The organism is Streptomyces sp. AM8-1-1, from assembly GCF_032229325.1.
Taxonomy (GTDB): Bacteria; Actinomycetota; Actinomycetes; order Streptomycetales; family Streptomycetaceae; genus Streptomyces; species Streptomyces achmelvichensis.
Genome location: NZ_CP135086.1, coordinates 1321727 through 1335933 on the forward strand (window position 1 = coordinate 1321727; position 14207 = coordinate 1335933).

A 14207-nucleotide genomic window follows, 5' to 3' on the forward strand; every position below is an offset into this window, starting at 1 on the left:
AGACCCTAGTGGCTGTGGCCACCCGCCTCCGCCGCGGCCTTCTTCGCCGCGCCCTTCGCGCCCGTCGGGTGGTGCGGCTCGTACCCCGGGATCGTGCCGTCCGCCTTCGCCACCAGGAACAGCCCGGCCATGCCCATGTCCGAATGGCTCTGTACATGGCAGTGGTACATCCAGGCGCCGGCGCCGACGTTCTCGCCCGCGATGATCTGGAAGCCGAAGGAGTCCGCCGGTCCGGTGATCTTGTTGTCGATCACCCGGCTGACGTCCGCCGGACCCTCCAGCAGGCCCGTCCTGTTGTCCGCCCAGCGATGACCGTGCATATGGAACGTGTGGTAGAACTCGCCGTGCGTGATCATGATGATCTCGACCCGGTCGCCCACGGTGGCCTGGAAGTTGGGGCTCGCGTTGGCCGGCTTGTTGTTGATCAGCATGTCGTTGAAGACGATCGTGAACTGCTTGTCCGGGAGGATGTCGCCCTTCCGGCGCACGACGACGGGGCCGTAGAGCCCCTTGCGGATGCCTCCCGTGCCGTGGTCCGTGCCCACCACATGGTCGTGGTAGTGCCAGTAACCGGCGCTGCCGGGGCGCCAGGTGCCGTCCGCCCGCTTGCCCGGGAGGTGCGTGCGCCAGGTGTAGGTGCGTGTGGCGCCCGGTTCGACATGGCTCTTGCTGAGCTTGGTGCCGTCGTTGGAGATGTCGTAGTCCACACCGTGGGCGTGCAGGCTGACCGGTACGTCCATGGTGTTCTCGAACTCGATGTGCAGCGTGTCGCCCTCGTTGAGTTCGATCAGCGGGCCGGGGATGGACGCCTTGCCCTTCTCCAGCCCGTAGCCCATCTGACCGTCCGGCAACTTCTCGGCGTACAGCTTCATATGGCGCACGACGCCGCCGGCGGGTGCGGTTCTCGCCGCGCCCGCGGCCGTCGGCGCGCTGGTGGCGGTCGGTGCGGAGGCGAGAGACAACGATGTCGCCCCGGTGGCCGCGACGGCGCCTCCCGCCAGGAGCCGCCTGTTGAAGCTCCGTCTGTCCATGCCGAACTCCCCATGTCTGTCGCGGAGGTTGACGGGGCGCGTGTGACCCCGGGGACGGCCACACGGTAGCCGGGTGATCTTCGTTTATCCACACTCAGGACAAAGTTCGTGCCACTCCGGTCGTATCTATTGGCGAACCACGAAAAGAGGTCTAGTTTCCGAGGCTGTTGTTGTGACCAAAGAGGGGTGGGTGACCACATGCAGCGCACACCACACAGGTCGAGGTCCCGAAGAAGCGCTCTGGCCGCGGTACTTGGGGCCGGCGCACTGACCGTGTCGCTACTGGGCGGAGGGAATGTCGCGGCGGCCAAACCGTACCCGGAACCGCCGTCGACAACGTTGTCCCTGCCGTCGCCTCCCGGCGGCCAGAATGTGCGGGTCCTGGTCTTCCACGGCTCGGCGACCGAGGAGTCGCCGGTCGTCAACGCCGGTATCGCGGCCATCGAGAACATCGGCCTCACCGGACCCGCGGCCGGCCGGTTCAAGACCGAGGCCACGGACGATGCTTCCGTGTTCACCAATGCCACCAAGCTCGGACGGTTCAACGCCGTCGTCTTCCTGACGGGAGGCGGTGATGTGCTCGATCCGGAGCAGGAGGCAGGGCTCGAGTCCTATCTGGAGGCGGGGGGAGGCTTCCTCGGTATCCATGACGCGGCGCGGACCGAGCCGTACTCCGACTGGTTCACCGGACTGATCGGTGCCCGTCCCGCGGGTGCGGCGAGCTCGGTCCAGCGGGCCGTCGTCGAGGTCGGCGACCGTCGCCATCCGGCCACCACGTCGCTGCCGTTGCAGTGGAAGCGACCGGACAAGTGGTTCAACTGGTCGACGAATCCCTCCGGCAGTGTCCACACCGTGGCGCGCCTCAAGGAGAGTTCGTTCACTCCGGCGGCGGGCGCCAACGGCTGGGACCACCCCATCTCGTGGTGCCGTGACTACGACGGCGGGCGTTCCTTCTACACCGGCATGGGCGGTACGGCCGAGAGCTTCGCCGAGGTCGACTTCCGCGACCATCTGCGCGGCGCTCTCGCCTGGACGAGCCGTATCTCGCGTGCCGACTGCAAGGCGACGATCACCTCCAACTACACGGCGCAGCGGGTCACTCAGCCCAACCAGCCCGGGCAGAACGACCAGATCGGTGAGCCGCACGGACTGGTGACGGCTCCCGACGGGCGCGTGTTCTACATCGGGCGCGGCGGTGCGGACTCCAGCAAGCCCGTCATCACCGACTGGAACAACCCCGACATGGGCAAGGGCCAGGGCGAGATCCACGTCTACGACCCCGCGACCAAGAAGGTCACCCTGGCCGGTTCGCTGACCGTCTTCGGCAACAAGGGCGGAGGCGACGAGCTGATCAAGGTCGAGGAGGGGCTGCTCGGCATCGAGCTCGACCCCGACTTCCGGACCAACGGCTGGGTCTATCTGCACTACACCCCGCACTCGCAGATCAACCGCGAGACGCACATGGCCGAGCGCCGGGTCTCCCGCTTCACCCTGGACCCCGCGACCAACAAGCTGGACATGGCCAGTGAGAAGGTCCTGCTCAAGTGGCCGGTGCAGATCCACAGCTGCTGCCACGCGGGTGGCGGACTGGCCTGGGATTCGAAGCAGAACCTCTACATCGCGACGGGTGACAACAACTCGTCCGGCTTCAGCGGCGGTTACTCGGGCAACAACCCGCAGCCCAACTTCAAGGGTGTCTCGTTCGCCGACGCGCGCCGCACGGCGGGCAACACGAACAACCTCAACGGGAAGATCCTGCGGATCCACCCGGAGGACGACGGCACCTACACGCTCCCCGCGGGCAACCTCTTCACCGGCCAGGAGCCGGACGAGGGCGGCGGCAAGACCCGCGGCGAGATCTATGTGATGGGCGTCCGCAACCCGGCGCGCATCTTCGTCGACAAGACGACCGACACCCTGTACGCGGGCTGGGTCGGCCCGGACGCCGGCGCGCCGTCGACGACCTGGGGCCCCGCCAAGTACGACACCTTCTCCGCCATCACCAAGGCGGGCAACCACGGGTGGCCGTACTGCATGGGCAACAAGCAGCCCTACCGCGACCGCAACCTGCCCGACCCGAACCAGCCGCTCGGCTGGTACAACTGCGACGCGCCGAAGAACGAGTCGCCGAACAACGACGGCCTGGTGAATCTGCCTCCCGTCACCTCCAACACCATCTGGTACTCGCCGCAGGGCGGTGGCGTGGACTACCCGCGTAACGCCAACGGCATCCCGAGCTACAAGACGGAGGAGCAGAAGCTGCTCATGCCGTGGCTCAAGGGCGGCGGCCAGGCGACCATGAACGGCCCGGTCTACCGCTACGACGCGGCGAGCACCGGTACCGAGAAGTGGCCGGCGTACTGGGACGGCAAGTGGTTCGTCGGTGACTTCTACGACGGCGACCAGCCGCGGCACGCGGTCCTCACCGACCCGAAGACGGTCGGCAAGGGCGGCATCCCGGTTCACGCCGAATCCCTGAAGAAGATCATCCCGGTCGGCAACGGCGGCATCCGCAACCTCATGGACTGGAAGTTCGCGCCCGACGGTTCGCTCTATGTCCTCGACTACGGACGCGGGTTCTTCACCTCCGACGCCCAGTCGGCGCTGTGGCGCGTGACATACAAGGGCGGCGAGGCGACGCCGTCCGCCGACAAGCTGGCACGGAAGGCGGCACAGTGAGATTCGTCAGACACCGGACAGCGAGCCTGTGGACGGCCCTGCTGGCGTCCGTGGCCATGGTCGTCGGACTGATGTCCGCGGCCGCCTACGGGCAGACCGACGACCGGGAGGCGGCCCAGGTTCTCACCTGGACCGCGGGTGACCCGATCGACCGCTATCTCTCCTTCCCCACCACGGCGGTGGCGGGGGCGACGACGATCGTGTTCGAGAACAGCAAGGCCACCGGGAACACCACCGGGATGCCGCACACGCTGACCTTCGACGTCTCGGACCCCGAGTACAACAACGACGTACCGCTGAACATCCTGGCCAACCCCAATGACGACCAGGGTGGCAAGCACACCGCCGAGGTCACGCTGACCCCCGGCCGGTATCTCTTCCACTGCACCATTCCGGGCCACGGCTCGATGCAGGGGATCCTGACGGTCACCGAGGGCACCGGCGAGGACACCACGGCGCCCGAGACGACCGTGAAGGTCGACGGCGACAAGAACTCCGCGGGCGCGTACGTCGGTCAGGCCACCGTGACGGTGGCGGCGACCGACGCGGGCTCCGGGGTTGACAAGATCGAGTACGCGGTCGGGGCCGACGGTCCCTGGCAGGCATACACCAACCCGGTCGTCGTGAACGAGGTCGGTACGCACAAGATCCGGTACCGGGCCACGGACAGGGCCGGCAACGTCGCCGCGGAGAAGGCGGCCGACTTCTCGGTCGTCGCCCCGCCGACGGACGACAAGACCCCGCCGGAGACCTCGGCGACGGTGACCGGTGAGAAGAACGAACAGGGCCAGTACCTGGACATGGCGACGGTCACCGTGACCGCGTCCGACACCGGCTCGGGCGTCAACACCATCGAGTACGCCATCGGCGCCTCCGGCGCCTGGCAGCCCTACACGGCTCCCGTGATGGTGCACGCCGTCGGCACCCACACGGTCCGCTTCAAGGCGACCGACAAGGCCGGCAACGCGGCCGCGGAGAAGTCCGTGCAGTTCACGGTGGTCGCGCCGCCCGTCGTGGACAAGACCCCGCCGCAGACCTCGGCGGGGGTGACGGGTGAGAAGAACTCCGACGGCGCGTATGTCACCAGCGCCAAGGTGACCGTCACCGCGACGGACACCGGTGAGGGCGCCTCGGGTGTCGACAAGGTCGAGTACTCCCTCGACGGAGGCCCGTACCTCGCCTACACCGCTCCGGTGCTCGTCGACCGGGTGGGCTTCCACACCGTTCTGCACCGGGCGACCGACAAGGCCGGCAACACCTCGGCCGCGCAGAAGGTGTCGTTCACGGTCGCGGAGGGCGGCGGCGTCCCGGCGCCCAACTGCCCCGAGTGGGACGAGCGGTTGACCGTCATCGTCGGCACGGTCGACACGGGCATCCCCAACCGGATGACCCGCAGCCGGTGCACGATCAACGAACTGATCGAGGACGAGAAGGACTGGTCCTCGCACGCGCTGTTCCTCAAGCACGTGGACCAGGTCGTCGACAAGCTGCTCGCCGACAATGTGATCGACCAGCGCGAGCACAAGAAGATCTACAAGGCGGCCAAGCAGTCCGGCATCGGCAAGCCGGGCCAGAACACCGGCTACAAGGATCTGTTCGACGGCACCCAGAGCACGTTCGGCAAGTGGCAGCACGTGGGCGGCGGTTCGTTCTCGCTCAGCGGTGACGGCGCCATGACCAGCAGCACCACCGTGCCGGGCATGGGCATGCTGTGGTTCCCGCAGCGTCAGTACGGCGACTTCTCGCTCAAGCTCCAGTGGCGGGACGACGCACCGGGCACCGGCAACGCCAACGGCGGTGTCTTCGTCCGCTTCCCGAACGTCCACGACAACCCGGAGGAGTCGCGCCCGGAGTGGGTCGCGATCAAGTACGGACATGAGATCCAGGTCCTGGACCGGCCCGACGGCGACATGTACAAGTCGGGTTCGATCTACGGATTCGACCGTGTCGGCCTGGCCGGTGCGGGTGTGACTCCGAAGGGCACCTGGAACGACTACGAGATCCGCGTGGTCGGCCAGCACTACTCGGTCTTCCGCAACGGTGTCCTCATCAACGAGTTCGAGAACACCGGCGGCCAGGACTTCGTCCCGCCGCGCGGCGACGACCCCGGCACGGACGGCCGCCGGTACGCGTCGGGCTACATCGGACTCCAGGTCCACGGCACGACGGATGTCATCTCCTACCGCAACATCCGGATCCAGGAGCTCTAGGGTCTTTCATTCGGATCAGGGCAGGCCCTTGGCGTGTCCTGGCCCCGACGCTCCTGTGGACGGCAACGGCCCCCTCCCGCACACCGGGAGGGGGCCCTCGTCATTGCGGCGTCATTCCGTCTTCTTCGCCCGGCTGGGCTGCACCCGTTTCGGCTCGCCCGGCATCTTCGGGTACTCCGGCGGATACGGCAGATCGCCGAGGCCGTGCTCGGCCTCGTCCTTGTTCGCCGCCTCCAGCAGGGTCTCCAGACTGAACCGGTGGTCGTCCATGTCGGCGTGGACGTCGCCGACCTCGGCGTACCGGCCGGGCATCGTCATGATGTCGAAGTCCTCGGGCCTGGCGTCGTCGACCTCCTCCCAGCGCAGCGGGGCGGAAACGGGTGCGTGCGGCCGGGGCCGTACGGAGTAGGCGGAGGCGATGGTGCGGTCCCGCGCCGTCTGGTTGTAGTCGACGAAGATGCGCGCGCCGCGCTCCTCCTTCCACCACTTGATGGTCACCCGGTCGGGCATACGGCGCTCCAGCAGCCGGCCGGCCGCGATGGCGGACCGGCGGACCTGGGTGAAGGTCCAGCGCGGTTCGATCGGCACGAAGACATGGATACCGCGGCCGCCGGACGTCTTGGGCCAGCCGCGCAGTCCCACCTCGTCGAGCACGGCCCGCAGCTCATGGGCGGCCCGGACGGCGTCCGCGTAGTCGGTGCCCGGCTGCGGGTCGAGGTCGATGCGCAGCTCGTCGGGGTGGTCGGTGTCGTCACGGCGCACGGGCCAGGGGTGGAAGGTGACGGCGCCGAGGTTGGCGGCCCAGATGACGGCCGCGGGTTCCGTCGGGCACATCTCGTCGGCCGACCGGCCGCTGGGGAAGGTGATATGGGCCGTCGGGATCCAGTCGGGCAGGTATTTGGGCGCGCGCTTCTGGAAGAACGATTCGCCGGTCACCCCGTCGGGGTAGCGCTCAAGGGTGGTGGGACGGTTCCGCAGGGCCCGGGTGATGCCGTCGCCGACGGCCAGGTAGTAGCGGACCATGTCCAGCTTCGTGTAGCCGTGCTCAGGGAAGTAGACCTTGTCGGGATTGGACACGCGTACGGTCCGCTCCCCCACTTCCAGTTCCACCGCTCCGGCCATGCCCGTCAGCGTAGGCCGTGCCGAGTTCCCCCGCATACCGGACAATCGCGATATGGATCTGCCGGTCATGCCGCCCGTGAAGCCGATGCTCGCCAAGTCCGTGAAGAAGATCCCGCCCGGCATGCAGTACGAGGCCAAGTGGGACGGCTTCCGTGCGATCGTCCACCGGGACGGGGACGAGCTGGTGATCGGCTCCCGTACGGGCAAGCCGCTCACCCGCTACTTCCCGGAGCTCGCCGCTGATCTGGCGGCCCAGCTCCCCGACCGCTGTGTGGTGGACGGGGAGATCGTCATCGCCCATGAGGGGCGGCTGGACTTCGACAAGCTCACCGAGCGCATTCACCCGGCCGACTCCCGGGTGCGGATGCTCGCCGAGCAGACACCCGCGAGCTTCGTGGCCTTCGATCTGCTCGCTCTGGGTGACGAGGCCCTGCTGGACGCCCCGCTGTCGCTGCGGCGCACGACGCTGGCCGCCGCGCTGGCGGACGCGGCGCCACCCGTTCATCTCGCGCCCGCGACCACCGATGTGGAGCTGGCCCAGCAGTGGTTCGAGCAGTACGAGGGCGCCGGGCTCGACGGGGTGGTGGCCAAGCCGCTGGATGTGCCGTACCGCCCCGACGCACGCCTGATGTTCAAGATCAAGCACGAGCGCACGGCCGATGCCGTGGTCGCGGGCTACCGGCTCCACAAGAGCGGGCCGGTCGTGGGGTCGCTGCTGCTCGGTCTGTACGACGACTCGGGCGCGCTCCAGCACGTCGGCGTCTGCGCCGCCTTCTCCATGCAGCGGCGCGCGGAGCTGATCGAGGAGCTGGCGCCGCTGCTCATGGACTCCCCGGAGGGGCATCCGTGGGCGGCCTGGGCCGAGGAGGCCGCCCACGAGGGAGCCCGGCTGCCCGGCGCGCAGAGCCGCTGGACGGGCAAGAAGGATCTGTCATGGGTGGCCGTGCGACCGGAGCGGGTGGTCGAGGTCGCCTACGATCACATGGAAGGAGACCGCTTCCGGCACACGGCACAGTTCCGCCGCTGGCGGCCGGACCGCGAACCGGCCTCCTGCACGTACACCCAGTTGGAGGAACCGGTGTCGTACGACCTCGCCGAGGTGCTGTCACCCCGGGAGGGGTGAGCAGGGATCGTCGCCGGGGCTGCCGCTCGGCGACGGTTCCGGGGACGGCTGGGGCGAGGGTGTCGGATCGGGTGAGGGACAGGGCGACGGTTCGGAAGGTGTCGGGCTGGGTGTCGGGCTCGGATCCGGCGAGGGGGTCGGATCGGGCGAGGGGCTCGGATCCGGCGAGCCGGTCGGCGGCGGCGAGGTGGGACCGCCGGGCGGCCACGGCCCCGGAGGCCGGCCGGGAGTCGGGCGGGGCCGGACGGTCGGCGCCGGTGTCGGCGTGGGACCGACGACGATGCCTCCACCGCTCCCGTTCCCCTTCCCGACAGGACGCACGGCAGGAGTCCTGCCGCCCGCACCGGGGCTCCCGGGCAGGACGCCCGTGCCGTCCGGGACGGGGTGGGCGCCGGACCGGTAGAAGTCCAGCCAGGCCAGGACCGTGCGCAGATACGCCCGCGAGTGGTTGTAGCCGAGGATCGCCCGGTCCAGATCCCTGGGTACCGTCAGATCGCGGTCGCCGGCGCACAGATAGCGTCCGGCGGCGAGGGCCGCGTCGTGGATGTTGCCCGGATCCCTGCGTCCGTCGCCGTTGGCGTCCTGGCCCCAGCGCGCCCAGGTGGAGGGGATGAACTGCATCGGCCCCACCGCACGGTCGTAGCGCCGGTCGCCGTCGTACGCGCCCCTGTCGGTGTCCCTGATGGTGGCGAAGCCGTTGCCGTCGAGGACCGGGCCGAGGATCGGCGAGAGCGTGGTGCCCGAGGCGTCCACCCGCCCGCCGCGCGCCTGACCGGACTCGACCTTGCCGATCGCCGCGAGGAGTTGCCACGGCAGCCGGCAGCCAGGATCGGTGCGGGCGATCAGTGTCTGCGCACGGCGATACGCAGCGAGAACCGTCGCGGGGATTCCCGACTCGGTCCGCACGACGCCGGTCTGGACGCCACCGGACCGCCGGCCCGGCCGGACGGGCCCGGGCGGTGTACGCAGAGGCGGCAGTTCGGTGTGGTACGAGTCGTCGTTCGGCGGCTCGGCCCATGTCCCGTACGCGGCCTCGGAGTTGGTCTCGCCGGTCGGCTTTTCGGGAACGGTTCCCGGTGCCTGGGAGGCGGTCAGCGCGGCCATCGCCGCCACCGCGGCCACGCTGCCGGCGAGTCGCTTGCGGGCGCGCGCACCGCGCGGGCGCCTCATGACCCCTCCCCGAACGTGTCGAGAGCGGCGAGGCGCCAGGTGCCGTCGGAGCGGACGGCGTCGACGGCGAGCATGGCGGCGGCGTAGGTCGTCTCGCCCTTCGTCGCGGTGCGGGTGTTGCTCTGGTCGGCGAAGACCAGCACCCGGGCCCGGTCGCCGTCGATCAGTTCCACGCCGCTCTCGGTGACGGTGGTGGTGAGGACGAGCTTCTGGCGGGGCCCTTCCTTGCGTACGGCAGCGAGCATGGCGGCATGCTGCGCGACGGCCTTGCCGGTCAGATGCTCCTTCACGGCCCGGTCGAGGCCGCCGGAATCCGCGTAGTTGTAGGAGAACAGCGCCTCGACCGCCGCCGTCACCCGGCCTTTCAGCTCGCTGGTGCGCGCGGTGTCGGCCAGGGCGGCGTTGCGTACGGCGGGCTCGTCGCGCAGGTCGGACGCCTGAGTACCGGCGAAGGCGGCGAAGCCTCCCGACAGGACGATGAGGGCGCACAGCACGGCGAGCAGCCGACTGCCGCGGGCCGCCGCCGGCTTCACGTCGGCGAGCTCCTGCGGTGCGACGGCGCCGCGTTCGCGTACGGCCGGCCGCCGCGACAGGGCTCCGGCCTTCGCGGTCGCGGTCGCGGGACGGTCGGAGGTCAGTGTGTCGCCGGGCGCGGTGCCGGGGCGGCCCGTGGTCGCCAGTCGCCTCCGGCGGTTGATGAGATGGCGGGTTGTCGACATGTCCGGGGTCCTCTCGTCACTCGGCCGCGGTGTTGCCGACGGGTGCCTGACCGAGGGCGCTGAGCTTCCAGCCCTCGGGCGTACGGGTGAGCTCGCCGAGCATCCGGCTCTCCTTCCGCGCGGGTGTGCCGGTGGGGGCCGTGACGGTGATCCGCAGAGCGACCAGCACGCTCGCACGCCCCGCGCGGTCGTCGAGTTCGGTGACCGCCCCGGACAGCACCTGGGCGCTCGTGACGGTCTTGGCCTGCTGGATCTGCTTCTCGAACTGGCTCCGCCCGTCGGTGAGTTGTTTGCGCAGCTCGCCCGTGGCCGAGTCCTCCCAGGAGTCGAGGCCCCCGTCGACGTCCCGGTGGTCGAGGGTGTTGAGATTGAGCACCGCCTGCTCCCCCGCGGTCAGGACCCGGTCCCGTTCCCTGGCGTACGCGGCGGAGTCGTCGTGCGCGGCGGCATACCAGGACCAGCCGCCCCAGCCCGCGCACCCGGCCGCCACGACCGTCAGCGCGAGCGCCGCGGCGAGCAGCGGATTCCTCCTCGTCCCTGCCATGGTCCAGTCCCTCCCTATCGGGATGCGATGTCGACGATCTGCCAGCGTCCGCCGCGCAGTTCCGCGGTGACGGACAGCTGGGCGGCGGCGGTTGCCGGCGGCTTGCCGCGGCGCTCGGCGACCTGGTCGAGGAAGACCAGGAGGTGGGCGCTGTGGCCGGTCAGCCGGGTGACCCCGGCCCGTACGACATGGGTGGTGAGTGTCAGCTTCTGCTCGGCCGCCCGTTTCTCGACCTGGCCGAAGAGCTCTCCGTACTGGCGGGCGGCCTTCCCGGCGAGGAGGCTGCGGGCGGCCTGCCGGGTCGACTCCGTGCCGGCCGGTGTGTAGGAGAAGACCTGGGTGAGCGCACCGCTGACGTCCTCGATCACCTCGGTGGTGGCCGCGGTGTCGGTCAGCGCGCGGTTGCGGGCGGCGGGTGTGTCGTTCAACCGCGCCGTGGCGAACAGGAATGCGGCGCCGCCGAGTACCAGCGCGAGCAGGAGGGCGACGGCGGCGAGCGTGCGGCGGCGGAGGCCTGGCGGGCGCTCCGGCGCCGCTGCCGACCGTGTGCCCGCCTCCGGCCCCGTCGTCTCCGGCCCCGTCTCCGGTCTCGCTTCGGGGTGCGTGCCCGCGTCCGGTCCCGTCGTCGCTGGCGTCACTTCTACCGCTTCCGCCTGTACCGCTTCGCTGTTCATGCGCCACCCACCGGGACGGCGCTCAGGGACTGCACCTTCCAGCCGTCCGGGGTGCGGGCGAGGACGGCCTCCAGCCGTTTGCGCTCGCTGCCGGCCGTGGCACCTGCCGCAGCCCCAGCCCCCGGGGCCCGTTCGACGCGGACGGTCGCGATCAGTTCGGCGGTACCTGCGCGCTTGTCGAGGGCGGTGAGCGCCGCGTCGGTGACCGTGGCACGGGCGGTACGAGCGGTGGCGCCCTTCCGCGCCTTCACCCGCTTCAGCTCGTCGTGGAGCGGCCCGGTCGAGGCGTCGAGCCACTGTCGCCTCCCGGCGGCCGGGTCCTCGGCGTCGAAGCTGGTGAGCCGGACGATGTGCTCCTTGCCGTCGGACAGCACCTCGTCGCGCGAGGTGGCGTGGGCGAGGGAGTCGTCGCCGCGCGCTTGGCCGTACGCCCATGCGGAGACGGCGCAGAACACGACGGCGAGAACGGCGGCCGTCCCCGACACCACGCGTCCGCGCTGCTCCGCGAAGCGTCGCCCCGTCCTAGTCATCGCCCGCCTCCAGGTCATCGCCCGCCTCCAGTCCGAGAAGCCCGCCGAGGCCGGGCGGGGTGCCGGCGACCGACGGCAGTCCGAGCAGCCCCGGCAGGCGTTCGGCCGGGGCGGGGGCCGTGCCGGCTCCATCGGTCCCGGCGGCCGGCGGAAGCATGGAGCCGGGTACCGCGGGGTCGGGCACCGCGCCGCCGCCGGGGGCGTTCGCGCTGCCGCGGACGTTCACTCCGCTGCCGGCCGGCGATGTGCAGCGGGCCTTGGTGTTGAGTGCCGCGGCGGGTGACGTGTCGAGTCCGTTGCGATAGGTGGTCCCGCCGTATCCGGCGGTGCACGGCAGCGGTTCGAAGAACGTCACCGCCATACCGAAGCGGGCTCCCTGGCCGGTGATCGCGGTCGATCCGGCGGCGGCCACGGCAGGCAGCTGGACCAGCAGTTCCTCGATGCCGCGCTGCCGGGTGACCGCGACCTGCGAGGTGGTGAGCAGATTGGCGACCACCACCCCGAGAGCGGGATCGAGATCGCGCAGGAGGCCGCTGATCTGGCCGGCCGCGTCGGGCGCCGCGGCGATGAGGCGCCGCAGATCGGCATCGGACCCCTTCAGCTGTCCGGCGAGCTCCTTCGCCCCCGTCGCAAAGGACTTGAGGGCCTGCCCCTGCTCGGTCTGCGTACGGAGCACGGTCTCGCTGTCGTTCATCAGCCGCGTGGTGACCGGGAGCGCCCGGTCGGCCGCACGGACGAAGTCGTCGCCGCTGTCCAGCAGCACCTGAAGGTCGTCGCCGCGTCCGCTCAGCGCGGCACCGAACTCGTCCACGACGGTGCGCAGCGACTCCGGGTCGATGGAGGAGGCCAGGGCGTCGACGCTGGTGAGGACGTCGGTGACCGGCGCGGGGACGCGGGTGTCGCGCTGTGCGACGACCGCGCCGTCGCTCAGGTACGGGCCCGCGTTGTTCCTCGGCCGCAGGTCGATGTACTGCTCGCCGACCGCGGACAGACCGGCGACGACCGCTTCCAGGTCGGCGGGGATGGGGGGTGCCGAGTCCTTGATACGGAGTTCGGCCTCGACGCCGTCCTCGCGCAGCTCGATGGGTCCGACCCGGCCGACCGACACGCCCCGGTAGGTGACGTCGGAATGGGTGAAGAGGCCGCCGGTGTGCGGGAGTTGGACGCGCACGGTGTAGTGCTCCTGAAGTCCCGCGTACCGCCCGAGGTCGGCGTAGCGGATGCCGACGAAGCCGAGCACGAGGACGGCGACGACCAGGAAGGCCACGTTCTTGAGGCGCGTGGCGGTGGTGAGCATCAGCGGCTCCCTTCCGCGGGCGTGGCGGGGTCCGCCGGGGCAGGTGCCGTCGTGACGGGCGGAAGGGGAAGAGGGAGCCCCGCGTCGCGGCCCCTCCGCACGGTTGCCTGCGCCCCCGGCGGTGTGAGCTCGGGGATGATCTGTGTGCCGGGGACCGCCGCCACGTTCAGATAGACGTTGAGGTAGTCGCCCTTCACCCCGCGCAGGACCTCGTCGGTGAACGGATAGGTCACCAGCACCTGGAGCGAGTCGGGCAGGGCCTTCCCCGAGTCCGCGAGCGCCTTCAGCGTCGGCCCGAGTGCCTTGAGGTCGGCGATCGTGTCGGCCTTGCTCCGTTCGACGGTGTCGACGGCGACGTCGGAGAGGGTGCCGAGGGCGCGCAGCATGGTGAGGAGGGAGCCGCGCTGCTGTTCCAGCACGGACAGGCCGGGGCTCAGTCCGGTGAGCACCCGGCCGACCTGCTGCTTGCGGGTCGCGAGGGTGGCGGCGAGCCGGTTGACGCCGTCGAGGGCGGCGGTGATGTTGCCCTTGTTCTTGTCGAGGCTGGTCACCAGGGTGTCGATCCGCTTGAGCACGGAGGCGACCTGGGGTTCACGCCCGCCGATGGCCTTGTTGAGCTCGGTGGCGATGGTCTTGATCTGGTTGATGCCGCCACCGTTGAGCAGCAGCGACAGCGCTCCGAAGACCTCTTCGACCTCGGGGTTGCGGTTGGTGCGGGCGATCGGGATGGCCGCGCCGTCCGCGAGGGGGCCCGCCGCCGCATGAGTGGCGGCCGCCGCCCGCGTCCTGGCGGGCGGGGGTGAGAGCTGGATGTACTTCTCGCCGAGAAGGCTGGACTGTTCCAGGTGGGCGTAGGCGTCGGCGGGCAGTTCCACGTCGCCGTTGATGCGCATGGTGACCTTCGCGGACCAGTCCTGGGAGCTGAGGGTGATGCCGGTGACGCGGCCGACGGCGACGTCGTTCACCTTGACCGCGGACTGCGGCACCAGGCTGAGGACGTCCTCGAACTCGGCGGTGATGTCGTACGGATGGCTTCCGAGATCGGCGCCGCCGGGCAGCGGCAGCTGCTCGATGCCCGACAGTTCCGGCATCGAGCAGCCGGAGGCGG

The 14207-nt window shown here is 70.3% G+C and carries 12 protein-coding genes; 3 read left to right on the plus strand and 9 right to left on the minus strand.

The window, feature by feature from the left end; all coding sequences use genetic code 11:
• Positions 1-5 precede the first annotated feature (5 nt).
• The gene (locus RPQ07_RS05970) at positions 6-1031 is read right to left on the minus strand and encodes a multicopper oxidase domain-containing protein (protein ID WP_313942973.1); all 1026 of its coding nucleotides are present in this window, start codon (positions 1029-1031) and stop codon (positions 6-8) included.
• Positions 1032-1229: 198 nt separating this feature from the next.
• Between RPQ07_RS05970 and RPQ07_RS05975 the strand changes: the two genes are divergently transcribed.
• A complete protein-coding gene (locus tag RPQ07_RS05975; protein ID WP_313942974.1) occupies positions 1230-3710 on the plus strand; it encodes a ThuA domain-containing protein in 2481 nt (826 codons plus the stop codon).
• A 56-nt stretch (positions 3711-3766) separates the two neighbouring features.
• Positions 3767-5920 (plus strand): OmpL47-type beta-barrel domain-containing protein, encoded by a 2154-nt coding sequence (locus RPQ07_RS05980; protein ID WP_313948799.1) that lies wholly within the window; start codon positions 3767-3769, stop codon positions 5918-5920.
• Between the two features lie 111 nt (positions 5921-6031).
• Here the strand turns inward: RPQ07_RS05980 and ligD are convergent, their stop codons facing one another.
• Positions 6032-7042: a non-homologous end-joining DNA ligase gene (gene ligD, locus RPQ07_RS05985; RefSeq protein ID WP_313942975.1), complete on the minus strand. Its 1011-nt coding sequence runs from the start codon at positions 7040-7042 to the stop codon at positions 6032-6034.
• Between the two features lie 52 nt (positions 7043-7094).
• Here ligD and RPQ07_RS05990 point away from each other — a divergent pair, with 52 nt between their 5' ends.
• The gene (locus RPQ07_RS05990) at positions 7095-8165 is read left to right on the plus strand and encodes an ATP-dependent DNA ligase (protein ID WP_313942976.1); all 1071 of its coding nucleotides are present in this window, start codon (positions 7095-7097) and stop codon (positions 8163-8165) included.
• On the opposite strand, the gene RPQ07_RS05995 is transcribed toward RPQ07_RS05990, so the two are convergent.
• The 7 genes from RPQ07_RS05995 to RPQ07_RS06025 are packed head-to-tail and all read right to left on the minus strand — an operon-like array spanning position 8148 to position 14190.
• A complete protein-coding gene (locus RPQ07_RS05995; protein WP_313942977.1) occupies positions 8148-9335 on the minus strand; it encodes a lytic transglycosylase domain-containing protein in 1188 nt (395 codons plus the stop codon). The two genes, RPQ07_RS05990 and RPQ07_RS05995, sit on opposite strands and share 18 nt — an antisense overlap.
• Positions 9332-10054 carry a hypothetical protein gene (locus RPQ07_RS06000; RefSeq protein ID WP_313942978.1) on the minus strand — a complete coding sequence of 241 codons (723 nt, stop codon included), beginning with the start codon at positions 10052-10054 and terminating at the stop codon, positions 9332-9334. Before RPQ07_RS06000 ends, RPQ07_RS05995 begins: the two co-directional genes overlap by 4 nt.
• A 16-nt stretch (positions 10055-10070) precedes the next feature.
• Positions 10071-10598 (minus strand): hypothetical protein, encoded by a 528-nt coding sequence (locus tag RPQ07_RS06005; RefSeq protein WP_313942979.1) that lies wholly within the window; start codon positions 10596-10598, stop codon positions 10071-10073.
• 14 nt (positions 10599-10612) lie between these two features.
• Positions 10613-11272 (minus strand): hypothetical protein, encoded by a 660-nt coding sequence (locus RPQ07_RS06010; RefSeq protein ID WP_313942980.1) that lies wholly within the window; start codon positions 11270-11272, stop codon positions 10613-10615.
• Positions 11269-11802 (minus strand): hypothetical protein, encoded by a 534-nt coding sequence (locus RPQ07_RS06015; protein WP_313942981.1) that lies wholly within the window; start codon positions 11800-11802, stop codon positions 11269-11271. The genes RPQ07_RS06010 and RPQ07_RS06015 overlap by 4 nt, the downstream gene beginning before the upstream one ends.
• Positions 11795-13099: an MCE family protein gene (locus tag RPQ07_RS06020; RefSeq protein ID WP_313942982.1), complete on the minus strand. Its 1305-nt coding sequence runs from the start codon at positions 13097-13099 to the stop codon at positions 11795-11797. The genes RPQ07_RS06015 and RPQ07_RS06020 overlap by 8 nt, the downstream gene beginning before the upstream one ends.
• On the minus strand, positions 13099-14190 hold the full coding sequence (locus RPQ07_RS06025) for an MCE family protein (RefSeq protein ID WP_313948800.1): 1092 nt from the start codon (positions 14188-14190) through the stop codon (positions 13099-13101). The genes RPQ07_RS06020 and RPQ07_RS06025 overlap by 1 nt, the downstream gene beginning before the upstream one ends.
• Positions 14191-14207 lie beyond the last annotated feature (17 nt).